The organism is Macrococcus sp. PK, assembly GCF_022501545.1.
GTDB classification, from domain to species: Bacteria; Bacillota; Bacilli; order Staphylococcales; family Staphylococcaceae; genus Macrococcoides; species Macrococcoides epidermidis.
Map to the genome: position 1 here is coordinate 35,689 of NZ_JAEPRF010000008.1, position 18,094 is coordinate 53,782.

An 18,094-nucleotide genomic window follows, 5' to 3' on the forward strand; every position below is an offset into this window, starting at 1 on the left:
AGGGTGAGAGAATGCGCTTTAATATATTGTCTAAAGGTGATTCAAAAAGCAATGCTTTAAAACAGAAAATGACAGGATTTATGAAAGATTTTAATATGACTGAAGATGTTGAAACACCCGAAATCGTAATTTCTGTAGGTGGGGATGGTACATTATTACAAGCCTTTCATACATATAGTCATCGATTGAGTGAAACAAGTTTTGTTGGAATACATACAGGACATCTTGGTTTTTATGCAGACTGGCTACCACACGAAGTTGAAAAATTAATTCTTGCTATAAATAATGATTCTTTTCAAGTCATAGAATACCCTTTAGTTGAAGTTATTGTTAGATATGAGGAGGGAAGACCTTCAAGATATTTAGCCCTTAATGAAGCAACAGTGAAAACACACAATGGAGCAACACTCGTAGCTGATTTGTTTATCCGTGGGGATCAATTTGAACGTTTTAGAGGAGATGGTTTATGCATATCGACACCGAGTGGATCTACTGCATATAATAAAGCACTCGGCGGCGCATTGATCCATCCTTCATTAGAAGCGATGCAAATAACAGAAATAGCATCGATTAATAATCGGGTGTTTCGTACGGTAGGATCTCCTTTAGTATTACCAAAGCATCATACTTGTAAGGTTGTTCCAGCTAATCCTAGTACTTTACAACTTACTTTTGATCATCTGACAGCAGATCATAAAGGTGTGGCTTCGATACAATATCGTGTTGCAGATGAGAAAGTTCGTTTTGCAAGATTTAGGCCTTTTCCATTCTGGAAAAGAGTTCATGATTCTTTCATCGCAAACGATTGATTCAAATTAGATACACGATTAAAGAAGCCACAACTGTAAAAATATTTTTACAAAGTCAGCGTTATAGCAAGAAATCATTAAGCGCCATTAAACAAAATGGCGCTTTACTTGTAAATAATCATCCTGTAACTGTTAGAGCAAATATATCTCAAGATGATACATTAACTGTGCGACTTCCTGAGGAAATAAGAAGTCCATACTTAATAACAAACCACATTCCAATTGAAATATTATATGATGATTCTTTTATGATCATAGTAAATAAACCTAGTTTTATGAACACAATACCTTCTCAATTACATCCACATAATAGTTTATTAGAAGCAGTATATGGATATCTCGAACAAAAATTTGATAACAGTGTGCTTCATCCTGTTAGCAGGCTTGATAGAAATACGAGTGGTATTGTAGTATTTGCTAAACATCAGTTGATTCATCATTTGCTGACGAATGAAATAGAGAAACACTATTTATTAATATGTCTTGGTGAAATGAAGCCTAAAGGTAATATTTGCATACCGATTGAAAGAAGTGACACTTCAATCATCACCAGGCAGGTTAGTGTCTATGGTCAAAATGCTCGAACTGAATATCAATTACTTCAATATAATAAAATCATGAATATATCATTGGTAAAAGCACGTCTACACACAGGTAGAACACATCAAATACGTGTCCATTTTTACACATTAGGACATTCACTGATTGGTGACACATTGTATGGGAATGACAAAAAAATCGATAGACATGCACTTCATGCTAACGAAGTCCGATTTAATCATCCAATTTACGGTAATCAAATAAATATAAAGTCATCATTACCAAAAGATTTAAGTCATTTTTTTGATGTGTTATAATAAATTGTATTTTGGAGGTGAGATTATGGCAGAAGAAGAAGTTGTTTTAGAAGAAGAAATGTATAACAAAGAAGCATTAGATGAACTATTGTTGAGTGGTGATATAGACCAGTTTAGAGAAGAATTCCTCGAACTTCATACATATGATCAAGGTGAGTATTTCACCGAGTCCAGTGATGAATATCGAGATAAAATTTATCATTATTTATCTCCAAAAGAAGTTGCAGAATTTATGGAAACAACTGAAATGGAAGATGATGAATATGATCACATCTTTGAAGAAATGGACGCACGTTATGCAAGCAGCATGTTTGAAGAGATGTCTTTCGATAATGCAGTTGATATTTTAAAGATGCTACCAAAGACGAAGATAGCGAGTTTGCTTCTGCTCATGGAAAAAGAGACAGCAGGTGAAATCAAAGCACTGTTACATTACGAAGAGGATACAGCCGGTGGTTTGATGACAACTGAATTTATTTCAGTATCTTCACTAAGCACTGTGCGTGAAGCAATGATTCAATTGAAGGAACAAGCGCCTCAAGCGGAAACGATTTACTATATCTTTGTGCTGAATGAAAAGAAACAACTTGTCGGCGTAATCTCTCTTAGAGATCTCATCGTTGCAGAAAATGATGAATATATCGAAGACATAATGAATGAGAGAGTTATTAGCGTGAATGTTGCTGATGATCAGGAAGATGTCGCTAATATTATGAAAGACTATGATTTCTTAGCGATTCCTGTTGTAGATTATCAAAATCATTTGCTTGGTATCATTACTATCGATGATATTTTAGACGTTATTGATGAAGAGGCAAGTGAAGACTACTCAAAACTTGCCGGGGTAAGTGATATTGATTCTACAGATGATTCTATGTTTGCGACAGCCCGTAAACGTCTGCCATGGCTTATGGCATTAACTGTTATGGGAATGATCACAGCATCAATATTAGGACAGTTTGAAGATACATTAAGTAAGGTCGCTTTACTTGCAGCATTTATTCCGCTTATCGGTGGGATGGCAGGTAATTCCGGTACGCAAAGTTTAGCCGTAGTAGTTCGTGGTATTTCAACAGGCGAGATTGATGAACAAAGTAAGTTTAAATTAGCATTGCGAGAAGCGGGATCGGGATTTATTACCGGGTTAAGCTGCTCAGTTATGTTATTTATTATCATTTGCGTATTATATAAAACACCAGTGCTCGGGTTGATTGTCTGTTTTAGTTTAACGATTGCAATGACGGTAGCTACATTAGCCGGGGCAATGGTTCCTTTAGTGATGCATCGATTAAAGATAGATCCTGCTGTTGCCAGTGGTCCATTTATATCTACTACCAATGATATTATCAGTATGTTAATCTATTTCGGATTAGCAACCACTTTTATGAGTTATTTAACTTAGGAGGAAAAGATGGGAAATCATGCAGAATTATTATCACTCGTAATTGTTGTCGTTTGTGCTTTCTTAACACCAATATTACTAAATCGATTACGTATTAATTTCTTACCGGTAGTTGTCGCAGAGATATTGATGGGTATTATCGTAGGAAAGTCTCTATTTAACTGGGTAGATCGTACAGCGATGTTAAATATGTTATCAACTTTAGGATTTATATTCTTAATGTTCTTAAGTGGTTTAGAAATTGATTTTAAAGCATTTAAATCATCACCGAAACAGAAAAAAGCAAAACAAAAAGAACCAAACCCAATTGTAATCTCATCAATTATATTTACCGGCATTTTGATACTGTCGATTATTGCAGCTTATTTATTTAAATGGACGGGTATTATAGACGATGTATTATTGATGATCATTATTATTTCTACCATTTCTTTAGGTGTGGTAGTACCTACCTTAAAAGAAATGAATATTATGCAGACTACAATTGGACAAATCATATTGTTGGTAGCAGTAATCGCTGATTTAGCCACAATTTTATTATTAACCTTATATGGTACGCTTTATGCTGAAGGCGATTCACCGATTTGGTTAATTGGCATATTAATCGTATTTACCGGATTATTTTATATTACCGGTAAGAATTTCAAAAAAGCGCCATTCCTGGAAAAACTGATGGCAGGGACCACTCAAATTGGAATTCGTGCAGTATTTGCCTTAATTATTCTGCTCGTTGCACTTGCAGAAGGTGTAGGTGCTGAAAATATATTAGGCGCCTTTTTAGCTGGATGTGTTGTGAGTCTTCTAGGTCCAGATAAAGATATGGTTAATAAACTAGATTCTTTTGGATATGGCTTCTTTATTCCGATGTTCTTTATTATGGTAGGTGTTGATTTAGATATACCAGCTTTATTTAAAGATCCTTCAGGATTAATTATTATTCCATTCTTATTAATTGCATTCTATTTAACTAAAGTCATTCCGATAGCAATATTAAAAAAGTGGTATGATACTAAAACAGTTATTGCGTCTTCATTCTTACTGACATCAACGCTATCACTTGTTATCGCTTCGGCAAAAATCGCTGAACGATTAGGTACAATTGATGGTGCTACAAGTGGTACTTTAATATTAGCAGCAGTAATCACTTGTGTCATTGTTCCTATATTATTTAAGAAGACTTTCCCGGTTGCAATTACTGAAGAAAAAACGATTAAAGTGGCATTTATCGGTAAGAACCAGTTATCAATACCTGTCGCGCAAAGCTTTAAATCAGATTTATATTTACCGACGTTATTCTACTTAAAGAATAATGTCGATAAAAGAACGATTCAGGATCTGGAAACAATTGAACTTGATGAATATAGTTACGAGGCATTATCTGCATCTGGTCTGTTTGATTTTGACATTGTTGTTTGTTCGGCGAATGATGAATCAATTAATAGAAGTGTTGCAGAAATGGCGAAACAAGAAGGCGTACCACGTGTAATCTGCCGTTTAGAAACATTGCAGGAAGACGATAAGTTAACTGAAGCAGGTATTGAAGTATTCAGTGAATTCCAAAGTACAAAAACGTTATTAAAAGGTTTAATCGAATCACCAAACATGTTAAATCTTTTATCTAACGTTGAAACTTCATTATATGAAATTGAAATGTTAAATACAAAATATCATGAGATGCAATTACGTGAATTCCCATTTTCAGGTGATATTATCTTTGTGCGAATATTACGTGGAAATGATTCTATTGTGCCACATGGTGAAACGGAACTTCACTTTAAAGACCGATTAATTGTTACTGGTGAAAGAAACTATGTAGATGAAATAAAACGTGAATTAGAATTATTTTAAGTATCAACAATCTGGCCATGTCCCATAGAGACATGGCCAGATTGTTTTTTGTTTAAAGGAAAGATATGATTCGCTTTTTTTGAGTAATGATTTATGTTATAGTTAAATAAATTAGTACTAGATACTAGAAGTTGCATATAAAGGAGAACGATGATGTTAAATTTTAAGGATAAAGTTTACGTGATAATGGGGATAGCGAATAAAAGAAGTATTGCATATGGGGTCGCACAAGTTTTAGATGAAGTTGGCTGTAAACTTGTATTTACGTATCGTAAAGAAAGAAGTAAGAATGAATTAGAGAAGTTGCTACCTAATTTTAAGAATAATCAGAATGCAGAAATGATACAATGTGATGTACAGAGTGATGATGATGTTGTTAATGCATTTAAACAAATTGGAGATAAATTCGGACGAATTGATGGTGTATTTCATTCTATCGCGTTTGCAAATATGGAAGATTTGCGTGGTCGCTTTATCGATACGAGTCGTGAAGGATTTTTGCTGGCTCAGGACATCAGTTCATATTCATTAACAATTGTCGCTAGAGAAGCTTCAAAGTTAATGCGTGAAGGTGGAACTATCGTTACAACAACATATATCGGCGGAGAATTTGCTGTTCCTAACTATAACGTAATGGGTGTAGCGAAAGCATCGTTAGAAGCTAACGTTAAATATTTAGCATCTGATTTAGGACAAGATGGTATTCGAGTTAATGCAATTTCTGCGGGACCAATCAGAACATTGAGTGCCAAAGGTGTCGGTAGCTTTAATACGATACTAAAAGAAATTGAAGCGCATTCACCATTAAGAAGAAATGTTGATACTATTGAAGTAGGTAAAACTGCATTATATTTATTAACTGACTTATCAAGTGGGGTTACTGGTGAAAATATTCATGTAGATGGTGGATATCATATCGTTGGATAAAAATAAAAAAAGCCGAAATGGCTTTTTTTTATTCCCCTAATTTAAATGTTTCTTTTACATTCCATGTATCATTATCTAATTGATAACATAAACTAATCTTATCGATAACTTCAGAGTGTGTAACATCTTTCATTGATAATTGACCTTTTAAGTCTTCGAATTCCTGCGAAGAAAAACCCTGTCCAACTGTAAAGTGTGGCACGAATGGATATGTGTTCGTACCATAGAATGAACCATCATTCAATAATTCGAATAACTTAACGAGATTTTCATTTGGATTAACTTTTAAATAGATGATATTTTGAGTAGGTGCAAAATCTGATACTTTTTCTACGTTAATTTCTACTGGTTGTATAGTTTTTGCTACCTCTTTTAATTTATCAGTAACAGCGTCAATGTCATGATCATCTACCTCAAATGCTTCTTTAATCGTAATATGTGGTGTGATTAACGCATAATGAGAATCATAGCGCTTACGATACTGATTGATTTCATCCTGATATGCTTTTGATGGGTATAATACAATGCCTAGTTTCATAATGAATCCCCCTTTTTTTCTGATAATTCAATTATATCAGAATTTCAAATTAAGTAATAATTTAAACATTTCTCTATTTCTTTTTGCCATGTTTTCCATGTGTGTCCACCGTCCAATTCATCATAATAATGTGAAATATTATTATCTATTAGCACTTGATGTAATTGTCTAATTGGTGTTAAAAAATCGGCATAATCTCCAGTCAATAGTTTAAAATAATCTTCCTCTTTACCGACAACTAAATAGAGATTCAATTCGCTTTTTCTTTCTTGGGAAAGATTATTTATTTGATTTAATATTTTATTTGTTATCATTGGAGAGAATAGACAACATTTTGAAGTTAATTCAGAATATTCTATAGCAAGTGTTAAAGAGATACTAGCTGCTAAACTATCTCCGATAACAATCGTATTATTTTTATCATGCACGAAATTAAAAGTGTCTTGTATGTAATCCAGCAATTCTTGAGACACAAATTTCTGGAATTTTTCACGGTGTATACCTTCTGGATGATATTCATCTTTTCTCTCATCAACATTATTATAATGTACGAAAAGAAATACTGAAGGGTTATCAAAATCATCTTTTAAAGTTTCATATTTACGATGAATTCTTCCTATCTGACTTAAATCCTGTCCATCAAAACAAATAAACAATGTGTGTTGTACGAATGGAGAGTAATCTTCTGGAAAGTATATGCCAAGTTTTACTGTTCTATTTAAATGTTCACTATTCATAGTAAATGGTGTTATAAGACCATTTTTCATCATCATCAACTCTTTTCATATAATTATTATTTTAAATTAATAATATCATTATTTTTGGGTATAATAGACTATATCATTTCTAGGAGGACATTATGACAAAAAAAGTGTGGTTTAGATTCGGGGTTGCATTATTATTATCATTTCTAATCATCAAGTATTTTTTAGAAATTAATCATATTTTTTACCCTATAATAGTAATTGTTAAGTCGATTATCTTACCTTTATTACTAGGCGGTTTTCTTTACTATGTAACTGTTCCATTTCAGGATAAACTGGAGAAGAGATATAATCTCAAGCGATGGCAGAGTTTAACAACAATTATGTTAACACTCGTTATATTAACGGGTCTATTTTTATCATTTGTTGGACCAATTATTATGAAACAGGGTAATAATTTTGTAGATAATTTTCCAACAATCCAAAAAGAATTTCAATCTTATGTTAATATCGCATTAGATCAACGTGAAAAACTACCAGAAAACGTTAAGGATGGTATCAATAATGGGATTGAAAAATTAAATAGTTTTTCAGGAAAAATTGTTTCAAACGCATTTTCATTTATCACTCAGTTTATTTCGACTTTATTTTTAATTATTTTAGTACCTTTCTTCTTAATTTATATGCTTAAAGATCATGATCGTTTTATTCCTTTTGTTGCTGCACCATTTTCAGGACGAAGAAAATTATTTGTCGTTAATTTATTTAAAGATATCGATAAAACGTTAAGATCATACATACAAGGTCAAGTTACTGTTAGTGTTATCCTTGGTATTTTGTTGTTGATAGGTTATCTAATCATTGGATTAGACTATGCATTGATTTTAGCGATGTGGGGTATGGTGACGAATTTAATTCCATTCTTAGGACCATACCTTGCAATAATTCCAGCAATAATCATTGCTTTAATACAAGATCCGGTAATGGTCGTGTATGTCATCATCATTATGTTTGTTGCACAACAATTAGAAGGAAATGTTATTACACCGAATATTATGGGTAAATCTTTAAATATTCATCCGCTCACAATTATTACCGTTATTTTAGCAGCTGGTAATTTGGGAGGATTTATGGCAATACTTGTTGCTGTTCCAACATATGCAGTCATAAAAACAATTGTACGCAACATCTATATGCATCGTCAGGATATAACTCATGAGGCAGTTAAATCTGTAAACGAGCATCAGAAATAATATTACTTAATAGAAGGATAACCATTTATTTGGTTGTCCTTCTATTATTTATAAATTCTTAATATTAATCCTTGATTAAAGTATGTTAAACTATAATAGATTGAATATAAAATAGAAAATTTAATTTGAGTAAAGGATGGTTTCTCATATGTCAAAAGTTAGAAAAGCTGTCATTCCAGCTGCTGGTATCGGCTCGAGATTTTTACCTGCTACTAAAGCAATGCCAAAGGAGATATTACCGATTTTAGACAAACCGACAATTCAATATATAGTTGAAGAAGCAGTTGCAGCAGGTATTGAAGATATAATTATCGTAACTGGTAAGCATAAACGTGCGATTGAAGATCATTTTGATGCCCAAATGGAACTGGAATTTAACTTAGAAGAAAAAGGAAAGTATGATTTACTAGAGAAAGTACAGCATTCAACGAATCTAGCGAATATCTTTTATGTGAGACAAAAATCACCACAAGGATTAGGTCATGCAATTTGGACAGCGAAACAATTTATCGGTGAAGAACCTTTTGCTGTCTTACTCGGTGACGACATCGTTGATGGTGAAGTACCGGCAATTAAACAACTGATGGATGTTTATGATGATAAACAAAAATCAGTAATCGGTGCTAAAACTGTTTCATATGAAGATACAGAACGATACGGTATGATTGAATCCAAATCACAGGATGGCCGTTTATATGAGATCGATACTTTAATTGAAAAGCCGAAATTAGGAACGACAGATTCTAGATTAGCAATTATGGGTCGCTATGTTTTAACACCAGATATATTCAATTATCTTGAAGAACAGAATATTGGAGCAGGTGGAGAAATTCAACTTACAGATGCAATTGCTCGTGTTAATGAAGATGATGAAGTATATGCGTATGATTTCGAAGGTGAACGTTATGATGTTGGAGATAAAATTGGATTTGTTAAGACAACAATGGAATACGCGATGCGTTCAGAAATGAAAGATCAACTTATTCCGTTTTTAGAAGATCTCGTTAAGAAATACAAAAATTAATTACCAAGCTAATAAAAATTAAAACAGAGCTGATTCATTAATGATCAGCTCTGTTTTTCTGATGGTGCATTCTTAAAAAATAAATCCCGTAAAATAAGGCAAGACTTAAAAATAAACTAGCTGAAGTAAATAAAGTAAAATTAGTATTATGAAATACTTCAGTAATTATGCCGCCTATAACAGGTCCAAGCATGGTGCCAATGCCTTGCAGGGAATTAAATACACCCCATGATTCCTCTTTCAATTTAGCTTCAACCTGACTCGCCATAAATGCATTCCATCCTGGTAATAATAAGCCGTAAAAGATACCGATAAGCACAGCTGCAATAAGTACCAGATAATAGTTATTGATTTGCGTCATAGTAAATATAGCAACACCAAAGATGACAAATCCAGTTAATATAACGATATGAGAATAAATTTTAGAAACTTCATCCATAAATTTTGAAATAAATAGCATTGATATCGTGCAACCAACACCTCCTGCAATTAATAGATAGGTATATTCAAGTGTTGTTACATGAAGGTGTTTAATTGCGTATATTGGTAATATAGGTACAAGCATACCTATGGCAAGTCCTTGTAAAACAATACCAGGAAATAATACTAAGTGTCGCATCATAACATGTTTAATGTGGGCAAATTGTGTCTTTATAGACTTCTTCTCAAAAAATGAGACTTCTACATGTACAAAAAAGTAAAGCAACCATGCAATCAAAACAAATACTGGCATGAGAAAAGTAAATTTTGTCGGATGGATTTTAAATATTAAGTTCATAACAATCATTCCAGCCATCATGCCGACTAACCATGCAAAATAAACATATCCCATCTGTTTTGACCGTTTTGTATCATCAATTGAACTTAACATAATGACCCAAATTGGACTTACAGCAATACCTGTCAGTATTGCCGCAATAATTAGTGCAATCGGGTTATTGAAGCATACCACTATAGATAAACCAAAAAATGCTAATAAAAATCCTAAATTTAAAACTTTCTTCGTACCAAATCTTTTTAACATAAATCCAATTCCAAAGTTTGTGAGCGCATCACTGATAAAGTGAAGTGTGATGGCAAAAGAAACGATACCAACAGTAATTTTAGAATTAGTTGTCGGCAATACTGGGAGATAGCTCAAAACATACATTCCACGTGCAAATTCCATTAAAAACAAAATCGAAATCATTAACCAAAAGTTTTTGCCTGTAAATCTACTTCGCGAAGAGTCTCGCATATAATCTCGCTTTCGATTGAATATCATTGTGGATTAGTGATTCGTTTAATATTTCGATAATAGAACTACAAATGTTTTGTGCAGAATTTGGAATGTAATCTTTTTTCATATTTTGAATTAAGCGTTCTAGCTCACGTTCATGATTTAATAAATCTAATGTGACATGAATTGTCTCAGCATATGAATGGGTAATACGAGCATAGCCTTTATTGCTAAAATAAACTGCATTTTCCCCTTCTTGTCCAGGTGCGGGATCAAAGAATACAAGGGGGATATGTTTACATAAACTTTCAGTAATGGTAATACCACCAGGCTTCGTTAACATGAGGTCACATGCTGACATCCATTCAGCCATCTCCTGCGTATAACCCATAACCAGTACATTTTTACCTTTAAAATGTTGTTGTAAATTGTTTACGAGTGTTTGATTCTTTCCACACACAACAACAAACTGGTGATTACTTTTATCAACTAATGCAGTAAGCATTTCTTTGAAACCATCCATTACCCCGAATGCACCTGCTACCATTAATAATGTCTTCTTTTCTGGATCTAGACCATGTTCAGTTAACCATGTATCTCTATCTACGGAAAAATTAAATTTTTCATGGATAGGTATGCCAGTTACGGTAATATTTGTAATAGGAACACCTACTGCAACTAACTCTTGCTTCAAATCTTCTGTCGCAACAAAATATTGTTCCGAGTCAGGTGTTATCCAGTTTTTATGTAGACGGTAGTCCGTAATAACTGTGCAAACTGGTGTATGAATATTGAAATCACGTTTTAAAATGGATACAACAGGTGTAGGGAACGTTAAGAGAATTAAATCCGGCTTTTCTTTAATGATAAGATTGACAAGTTTATTCAATCCATAATATTTATAAAAGCAAGATTCAGTCCTCTCTGGTCTTGCATAGTAGAAATATTCATATGATTTTCTGAAATATTTATAACTATTAAGATAATATTTTTTAGCGATGCTATTGATGATAGGATGAGCTTCCTGAAACAAATCATGTTCAATTACAGTAACGTTCGGTAAGTGCATTTTATTAAATTGATTAACAAGTGCATTTGTCACTGAAATATGACCATTGCCGAAAGAACCTGTCAAAATCAGTATTTTTTTATTTTTAATCAGCATAATGACACTCCGATTCATTTGATTTATTGTAATGCTATCTTATTATCACATTGATGTGGTAATTTTCCTTGAAAATTACATAAAAATTACAATAATTTTGTTGATTCTTTACAAAACAATACTATTAAGTTAAATCAGTACGTTATATGTTGCGATAACGTTTTAATAATGCGATGTTAAGTATCATTAAAAAGATGAACATAAAACTTAAAACAATTATATTAGGGATAATTTCAATACTTTGTCCTTTTAACATAATACGTGATAAATTATCTGCACCAAACTTAAGTGGCATTATATAACTTATGATTTGTAAAGGTTTGTGCATATTCTCTATAGGTATAATACCACTAAACAGTAATTGAGGTACAATGATGAGTGGAATAAATTGTATCATTTGGAATTCTGATTTTGCAAAAGTTGAGATAAATAAACCTAAGCTAAGCGCAACAAATGCAAGTATAATGTTACTGATGATGAGTAGCCAAATTGAACCTGCTACTTCCATTTTTAATACATATACTGCATATAGCACTAGCATAACAGTTTGAATTGTGCCAAACAAAGAGAAACCTAGCATATATCCTATTACAATTTCATATCTTTTGATTGGTGTTGAAAGTAACTTATTTAATGTACCAGTCGTGCGTTCTTTTAACAATGTAATTCCTGAAATTAAGAATGTAAAGAAAAAGATAAAGAAAGCAATCAATACTGGATTGATCATATCAAAGTAATTACTATTTTTATCGCCATAAATGTAGTGCGTCTTGAAAAGTACATCTTCATTAACAACTATCTGATTGTCTTTGTTATTAGTTTGTGGCAAATCTATGCCAATACGATCTAATAAAGGACCTAATTTTTTTAATTGATCTTTTAATTTATCCATCTGCTGATTAATATCTTCAAATTTCTGTTGCATATTATCAATAACAATTTGGGACTTTGAAAATTTTGTTTTAATTTTATATCCTTGTATTGCTGATTTTAACTTTATATTTTTGTTTGGATCTAGATTCGTATAATAAATTTCAATATCTTTTTTATTAGAAATAATAATGCCATCAAGTTTTTTATCTTCAATCGTATTTTTTAAATTTTTTGTCGAACTGATTTTGACGCGTTCTATATCATTCTCTATTAACTGTCGGTTAAGTTCTTCAGGAATATGATATATTCCAACACGTGCTTCTCCTTCATCAACTGTTTGAAATATATAATGAAGTAAAGTAAGTAACATAATAGGTGCTATAAATAAAAGCAGTAACGTCCGTTTGTCACGAATGATTTGGGTGATAATGCGTTGTGCGATTGTTAATATTTTCACTACAATTCACCTACTTTAATAAATATATCCTCGATTGTATCGACCTGATAATGTGATTTAAGACGAAGAGGTGTACCAAAACCAATCATTTCACTGTTATACAGCAATAGTAATTTATCACATGCTTCAGCTTCTTCCATTACATGCGTAGTAATGATGATTGTTGTACCGTTTCTATTTAAATCAATCAATGATTGCCATATTTTACGTTTTAATATCGGATCGACGCCAACAGTTGGTTCATCTAAAATTAAAAGTTGTGGCTGATGTAATAAACTGATTGCAAGTGATAATCTGCGTTTCATACCTCCAGAGTACTGAGCTACCCGCTTATTGAGATGTGAAGTCAATTCAGTAATTTTTGCTACATTATCAATTGCTGCTTGTAATTCTTTTTTATGCAATCGATAGAGTTTACCGAAGAATCTGAGGTTTTCAAGACCAGTTAAATCTTCATATAATGCGTCAGACTGAGCCATATAACCAATATTTCGTAATGAATTAAGATGCGGCATAAAATGATCATCTATCGTAACATTACCGCTATCACTTTTTAATATACCAAGTATACATTGTATAAGTGTCGTTTTTCCTGATCCAGAAGCGCCTACTATAGCTATACGTTCACCACTATTTACAGAAAAACTGATATCATTAAGTATTTTTTGATGATTAAAGGATTTTGAAAGTTGACTCACAATTACTTTTGACATAATAACCTCCCTTAATTTTATTTTTATTATACGCTTATTTATTTTGAATGAACATGTTTAACTTGTATAGGCGAATGTTTTAAAAAAGTGTATAATTAAGAATTGAACTAAAGGAGGTCACTGAATGGATACGAAAGAACTATTGAAAGTGATTAAAGCGAAGAAAATATATGGTCAATTTCCTCAACAAATTACTAATATTGTAGTAGATTCAAGACAGGCAAATGCAGATTCTGTATTCGTCGCAAGTCATGGATATACCGTTGATAGTCATAAATTCATTCCGAATGTCATTGCACAAGGTTGTAGAATGATTGTTGTTGATCATTTCATTGATGGATTACCTCAGGATGTTGGGCAGGTTGTTGTTAAGGACACACTTAAAGTTGCAAATATCTTCGGTCAATTTCTCATGGATTTTCCGAGTCAGAAATTAACGACATATGGTGTGACGGGGACTAATGGTAAGACAAGTGTTGCCACGATGATTCATCATATCCATAGAGCCTTACAAATTAATTCAGCTTATTTAGGAACAAATGGATTTCAGTATAACGAAGATGTCGCTAAAGGTTCTAACTCCACACCAGAGACAATAACATTAAATCAACATATTAAGGATGCATATCATAAAGGTGCTAAGGCAATGTCTATGGAGATGAGTAGTCATGGTCTGGCGCTTGGCAGAACAAATGGTGTTGATATTGATGCAGCAATATTCACTAATCTGACACAAGACCATTTAGATTTTCATCAGACGATGGAACGTTACGGATTTCATAAATCTTTATTGTTTGCTCAACTTGGCAATGATTATACTAAACCTAAATATGCTATTATCAATGGCGATGATGATTATTTATCTGAACTTATCATTGCTTCTCCTAGAGAGATAATCACATATGGAATTGAAAATGACTGTGATTTTAAAGCAGAGAATATACATGAAAGCTTAGAGGGCATCCAGTTTGATTTACAGACACCGGATGGCAAAGCACTAATTCGTTGCCCTTATATTGGTCGATTTAATGTGTATAATATGCTTGCAGCACTATGTGCGATGTGGACACAAGGGCATGATATTGAGACACTAGCACAGGCTACTGAACGTTTAAATCCAGTAGAAGGTCGCCTGGAAGTTTTAGACAGAAATTTACCGGTTGATCTGATTATAGATTATGCACATACACCTGACGGTATGAATAAGTTAATTGATGCTGTTGAACCATTTAAGAAAGGAAAGCTTATTTTTCTAGTAGGTATGGCAGGTGAAAGAGATTTAACAAAGACGCCTGAAATGGGTGCGATTGCTTGTCGTGCTGATTATGTGATATTCACTCCGGACAATCCGGCAAATGATGATCCTAAAAAGTTAACAGATGCATTAGAGAAAGGTGTTACGCATAATCGATATATTTCTTTTTTAGATCGGGCTGAAGGCATACGTCATGCAATTGCGGTGAGCGAACCTGGTGATATGATAGTACTTGCATCTAAAGGTCGTGAACCATATCAGATAATGCCAGGTTATAAAAAAGTGCCGCATAGAGATGATTTAATTGGTCTTGAAGCAGCATATGAAAAATATGGGAGAGAAACGGATGAAAATAAGAACGAATAATGGTGAGTCATTACAATGCAAAGTATATATCCATGAGAATAAAAAGGAAGAGACAATTCTTGTAAGTGTACCGGATATATTCTTTTCAATTCAATTTGATTATGATATTTATGGTGATGCATTAGTTGACCATCTGTATCATCATTTATTTAACATATTAGACGAAAAAGAAGCAAATCAGCTGGCTTTATCTATCGCCCAGTGGACAAGTGAAGTATAAGGAGTATAAATATGACATTAAAACAAGAAGTAGAAATAAGAAAAACGTTCGCCATCATCTCTCACCCGGATGCTGGTAAAACAACTTTAACAGAGAAGTTGTTATTATTCGGTGGTGCGATTCGTGAAGCGGGTACAGTTAAAGGTAAAAAGACAGGTAAGTTTGCAACGAGTGATTGGATGGATGTTGAAAAAGAACGTGGTATTTCGGTAACAAGTTCTGTTATGCAGTTTGATTATGATAACTTTAAAATCAATATTTTAGACACGCCAGGACATGAAGATTTCTCAGAAGATACGTATCGTACGTTAATGGCAGTAGATAGTGCGGTCATGGTAATAGACGTTGCTAAAGGTATTGAGCCTCAAACATTAAAGTTATTCAAAGTTTGTAAGATGCGTGGTATTCCAATCTTTACATTTATCAATAAGCTTGATCGTGTCGGTAAAGAACCCTTTGAATTATTAGAAGAAATTGAAAAGACTTTAGAAATTGAAACATATCCTATGAACTGGCCGATTGGAATGGGTCAATCATTCTTCGGTATCATTGACCGTAAAGAGAAAACGATTGAACCTTTCCGTGATGAAGAGAATACTTTACATTTAAATGAAGATTACGAACTTGTTGAAGAGCATGCTATTTCAAATGATTCTGCTTTCGAACAGGCAGTTGAAGAATTGATGTTAGTTGACGGTGCAGGTGAAACGTTCGATAATGAAAAATTATTAACAGGAGATTTAACACCCGTGTTCTTTGGTTCAGCATTAGCGAACTTTGGTGTACAGAACTTCTTAAATGCCTATGTTGATCATGCACCGATGCCAAGTGGACGTAAAACAGAAGAAGGAGAAGTTGTATCTCCATTTGAAACAGATTTTTCTGGATTTATCTTTAAGATTCAGGCAAATATGAATCCTTTACACCGTGATAGAATTGCATTTATGCGTGTCGTGAGTGGTGCATTTGAACGTGGTATGGATGTGAAACTAACACGTACAGATAAAAAAATGAAAATATCTCGTTCCACATCATTTATGGCTGATGATACAAAAACGGTGAATCATGCAGTAAGTGGCGATATTATCGGTTTATATGACTCAGGAAATTTCCAGATTGGTGACACGCTCGTAGGGGGGAATCAAAAATTTAAATTTGAAAAGTTACCTCAGTTTACACCTGAAATCTTTATGAAAGTTAGCCCTAAAAATGTATTAAAACAAAAACATTTCCATAAAGGAATAGAGCAGCTTGTACAAGAAGGTGCGATTCAACTTTATAGAACACTGCATACGAATCAAATTATACTTGGAGCAGTTGGACAACTTCAGTTTGAAGTATTCGAGCACCGCATGAAAAATGAATATAATGTTGATGTCATTATGGAACCAGTTGGACGTAAAATAGCACGCTGGATTGAAAATGAAGAAGATATTAAAGATAGTATGAACGGAAGTCGTTCAATATTAGTAGATGATCGATATGGGAATAAAGTATTTTTATTTGAAAACGAATTTGCTACACGCTGGTTCCTGGATAAGTTTCCAGAGATTAAGTTATACAGTTTGTTATAAGCAGATTTACAATATAAAATGAATTAAAAGCGTATAATACAGTCATTAACATTATTATTAATGATACGGAGTGAGAAGATGGATATGTCAATATTGATAACGTACGCTTGGGTTGTAATAGTTCTTGTCGTTTTAGAAGGATTACTTGCAGCAGATAATGCAATCGTTATGGCAGTAATGGTAAAACATTTACCTGAAGAAGAAAGAAAGAAAGCGTTATTTTATGGATTACTCGGAGCATTTGTGTTTAGATTTGCATCATTGTTTGCGATCGCTTATCTTGCTAAGTTTTGGCAAATACAAGCATTAGGTGCTGCATACTTACTATTTATGTCGATAAAAAATTTATATGAATATTTTAAGACAGGTGATGCCACAAGTGAAGCTGAAGAAGCAGAACTAGAGAAATATAGTAAAAAGGGCAGTGGCTTCTGGATGACAGTTGCGAAAGTAGAGTTTGCAGACATTGCATTTGCAATCGATTCAATGCTCGCAGCGATAGCAATTGCTTTAACATTACCAGAAGTTGGACCACAATTTGGTGGGATGAACTTAGGACAATTTTTAGTGATGTTCACTGGCGGTATGCTAGGAGTAATTATTATGCGATTTGCAGCTACATGGTTTGTAAAACTTCTGCATGATAATCCTTCATTAGAAGCAGCAGCTTTTGCAATTGTAGGTTGGGTTGGCGTGAAGTTAGTCGTGATGGTACTTGCCCATGAATCAATTCATATCTTGCCACACGAATTTCCACACAGTATGCCATGGCAATTAACTTTCTGGGGCGTATTATTATTGATATTAGCAATAGGTTGGTTTAGTGGTAAGAAAAAACAATCAAATGCATAAAAAACTTGATATATCATATAAAACTTAGTGTATCTATA

At 33.2% G+C, this 18,094-nt stretch carries 17 protein-coding genes; 11 read left to right on the top strand and 6 right to left on the bottom strand.

All coding sequences use genetic code 11. From position 1 onward, the window contains the following. Positions 1–11: 11 nt before the first annotated feature. The 5 genes from JJJ02_RS06680 (at position 12) to fabI (ending at position 5,843) form a co-directional block, all read left to right on the top strand. Positions 12–809, top strand: a complete 798-nt coding sequence (locus JJJ02_RS06680) for an NAD kinase (protein ID WP_111714395.1) — start codon at positions 12–14, stop codon at positions 807–809. After that, a complete protein-coding gene (locus JJJ02_RS06685) occupies positions 806–1,666 on the top strand; it encodes an RluA family pseudouridine synthase (RefSeq protein ID WP_240838139.1) in 861 nt (286 codons plus the stop codon). Before JJJ02_RS06680 ends, JJJ02_RS06685 begins: the two co-directional genes overlap by 4 nt. A 25-nt stretch (positions 1,667–1,691) precedes the next feature. Next, entirely contained in the window at positions 1,692–3,068 is a 1,377-nt protein-coding gene (mgtE, locus tag JJJ02_RS06690; RefSeq protein WP_240838141.1) for a magnesium transporter, read from the top strand. 9 nt (positions 3,069–3,077) lie between these two features. After that, entirely contained in the window at positions 3,078–4,916 is a 1,839-nt protein-coding gene (locus tag JJJ02_RS06695) for a monovalent cation:proton antiporter family protein (RefSeq protein ID WP_239242273.1), read from the top strand. Positions 4,917–5,069: 153 nt separating this feature from the next. Further along, complete coding sequence (gene fabI, locus JJJ02_RS06700; protein WP_240838143.1) at positions 5,070–5,843, top strand: enoyl-ACP reductase FabI; 774 nt, start codon at positions 5,070–5,072, stop codon at positions 5,841–5,843. Positions 5,844–5,871: 28 nt separating this feature from the next. Here the strand turns inward: fabI and JJJ02_RS06705 are convergent, their stop codons facing one another. Together JJJ02_RS06705 and JJJ02_RS06710 are read right to left on the bottom strand one after the other, a co-directional pair. Then, entirely contained in the window at positions 5,872–6,381 is a 510-nt protein-coding gene (locus JJJ02_RS06705; RefSeq protein ID WP_111714399.1) for a YjcG family protein, read from the bottom strand. A 44-nt stretch (positions 6,382–6,425) separates the two neighbouring features. Then, a complete protein-coding gene (locus JJJ02_RS06710) occupies positions 6,426–7,148 on the bottom strand; it encodes an alpha/beta hydrolase (RefSeq protein WP_239242272.1) in 723 nt (240 codons plus the stop codon). A 92-nt stretch (positions 7,149–7,240) separates the two neighbouring features. Between JJJ02_RS06710 and JJJ02_RS06715 the strand changes: the two genes are divergently transcribed. Then, on the top strand, positions 7,241–8,338 hold the full coding sequence (locus JJJ02_RS06715) for an AI-2E family transporter (RefSeq protein WP_239242271.1): 1,098 nt from the start codon (positions 7,241–7,243) through the stop codon (positions 8,336–8,338). Positions 8,339–8,486: 148 nt separating this feature from the next. Further along, positions 8,487–9,362: a UTP--glucose-1-phosphate uridylyltransferase GalU gene (galU, locus tag JJJ02_RS06720; RefSeq protein WP_111714402.1), complete on the top strand. Its 876-nt coding sequence runs from the start codon at positions 8,487–8,489 to the stop codon at positions 9,360–9,362. 37 nt (positions 9,363–9,399) lie between these two features. Here galU and ltaA read toward each other — a convergent pair whose 3' ends face one another. From ltaA to JJJ02_RS06740, 4 genes are all read right to left on the bottom strand, one after another. Then, positions 9,400–10,599 (bottom strand): lipoteichoic acid biosynthesis MFS flippase LtaA, encoded by a 1,200-nt coding sequence (ltaA, locus tag JJJ02_RS06725; RefSeq protein ID WP_239242270.1) that lies wholly within the window; start codon positions 10,597–10,599, stop codon positions 9,400–9,402. Next, entirely contained in the window at positions 10,577–11,746 is a 1,170-nt protein-coding gene (locus JJJ02_RS06730) for a diglucosyl diacylglycerol synthase (protein ID WP_239242269.1), read from the bottom strand. The genes ltaA and JJJ02_RS06730 overlap by 23 nt, the downstream gene beginning before the upstream one ends. 142 nt (positions 11,747–11,888) lie before the next feature. Continuing rightward, positions 11,889–13,076 (bottom strand): ABC transporter permease, encoded by a 1,188-nt coding sequence (locus tag JJJ02_RS06735; RefSeq protein WP_239242268.1) that lies wholly within the window; start codon positions 13,074–13,076, stop codon positions 11,889–11,891. Further along, positions 13,076–13,789, bottom strand: a complete 714-nt coding sequence (locus JJJ02_RS06740) for an ABC transporter ATP-binding protein (RefSeq protein WP_239242267.1) — start codon at positions 13,787–13,789, stop codon at positions 13,076–13,078. The genes JJJ02_RS06735 and JJJ02_RS06740 overlap by 1 nt, the downstream gene beginning before the upstream one ends. Positions 13,790–13,913: 124 nt before the next feature. Between JJJ02_RS06740 and JJJ02_RS06745 the strand changes: the two genes are divergently transcribed. The 4 genes from JJJ02_RS06745 to JJJ02_RS06760 all read left to right on the top strand — a co-directional run bounded on the left by JJJ02_RS06745 (position 13,914) and on the right by JJJ02_RS06760 (position 18,056). Beyond that, a complete protein-coding gene (locus tag JJJ02_RS06745) occupies positions 13,914–15,410 on the top strand; it encodes a UDP-N-acetylmuramoyl-L-alanyl-D-glutamate--L-lysine ligase (protein WP_239242266.1) in 1,497 nt (498 codons plus the stop codon). Continuing rightward, complete coding sequence (locus JJJ02_RS06750; RefSeq protein ID WP_096076963.1) at positions 15,391–15,630, top strand: YueH family protein; 240 nt, start codon at positions 15,391–15,393, stop codon at positions 15,628–15,630. The genes JJJ02_RS06745 and JJJ02_RS06750 overlap by 20 nt, the downstream gene beginning before the upstream one ends. Before the next feature lie 11 nt (positions 15,631–15,641). Further along, positions 15,642–17,204: a peptide chain release factor 3 gene (locus tag JJJ02_RS06755; RefSeq protein WP_111714408.1), complete on the top strand. Its 1,563-nt coding sequence runs from the start codon at positions 15,642–15,644 to the stop codon at positions 17,202–17,204. Positions 17,205–17,282: 78 nt separating this feature from the next. After that, positions 17,283–18,056 carry a TerC family protein gene (locus tag JJJ02_RS06760; protein WP_111714409.1) on the top strand — a complete coding sequence of 258 codons (774 nt, stop codon included), beginning with the start codon at positions 17,283–17,285 and terminating at the stop codon, positions 18,054–18,056. Positions 18,057–18,094 lie beyond the last annotated feature (38 nt).

What these genes read in the sequence shown, in the direction of transcription:
- JJJ02_RS06680 (WP_111714395.1), top strand. Translation starts at nt 12, where the DNA reads ATGCGCTTTAATATATTGTCTAAAGGTGATTCAAAAAGCAATGCTTTA.
- mgtE (WP_240838141.1), top strand. Translation starts at nt 1,692, where the DNA reads ATGGCAGAAGAAGAAGTTGTTTTAGAAGAAGAAATGTATAACAAAGAA.
- JJJ02_RS06695 (WP_239242273.1), top strand. Translation starts at nt 3,078, where the DNA reads ATGGGAAATCATGCAGAATTATTATCACTCGTAATTGTTGTCGTTTGT.
- fabI (WP_240838143.1), top strand. Translation starts at nt 5,070, where the DNA reads ATGTTAAATTTTAAGGATAAAGTTTACGTGATAATGGGGATAGCGAAT.
- JJJ02_RS06705 (WP_111714399.1), bottom strand. Translation starts at nt 6,381, where the DNA reads ATGAAACTAGGCATTGTATTATACCCATCAAAAGCATATCAGGATGAA.
- JJJ02_RS06710 (WP_239242272.1), bottom strand. Translation starts at nt 7,148, where the DNA reads ATGAAAAATGGTCTTATAACACCATTTACTATGAATAGTGAACATTTA.
- JJJ02_RS06715 (WP_239242271.1), top strand. Translation starts at nt 7,241, where the DNA reads ATGACAAAAAAAGTGTGGTTTAGATTCGGGGTTGCATTATTATTATCA.
- galU (WP_111714402.1), top strand. Translation starts at nt 8,487, where the DNA reads ATGTCAAAAGTTAGAAAAGCTGTCATTCCAGCTGCTGGTATCGGCTCG.
- ltaA (WP_239242270.1), bottom strand. Translation starts at nt 10,599, where the DNA reads ATGCGAGACTCTTCGCGAAGTAGATTTACAGGCAAAAACTTTTGGTTA.
- JJJ02_RS06730 (WP_239242269.1), bottom strand. Translation starts at nt 11,746, where the DNA reads ATGCTGATTAAAAATAAAAAAATACTGATTTTGACAGGTTCTTTCGGC.
- JJJ02_RS06740 (WP_239242267.1), bottom strand. Translation starts at nt 13,789, where the DNA reads ATGTCAAAAGTAATTGTGAGTCAACTTTCAAAATCCTTTAATCATCAA.
- JJJ02_RS06745 (WP_239242266.1), top strand. Translation starts at nt 13,914, where the DNA reads ATGGATACGAAAGAACTATTGAAAGTGATTAAAGCGAAGAAAATATAT.
- JJJ02_RS06750 (WP_096076963.1), top strand. Translation starts at nt 15,391, where the DNA reads ATGAAAATAAGAACGAATAATGGTGAGTCATTACAATGCAAAGTATAT.
- JJJ02_RS06755 (WP_111714408.1), top strand. Translation starts at nt 15,642, where the DNA reads ATGACATTAAAACAAGAAGTAGAAATAAGAAAAACGTTCGCCATCATC.
- JJJ02_RS06760 (WP_111714409.1), top strand. Translation starts at nt 17,283, where the DNA reads ATGGATATGTCAATATTGATAACGTACGCTTGGGTTGTAATAGTTCTT.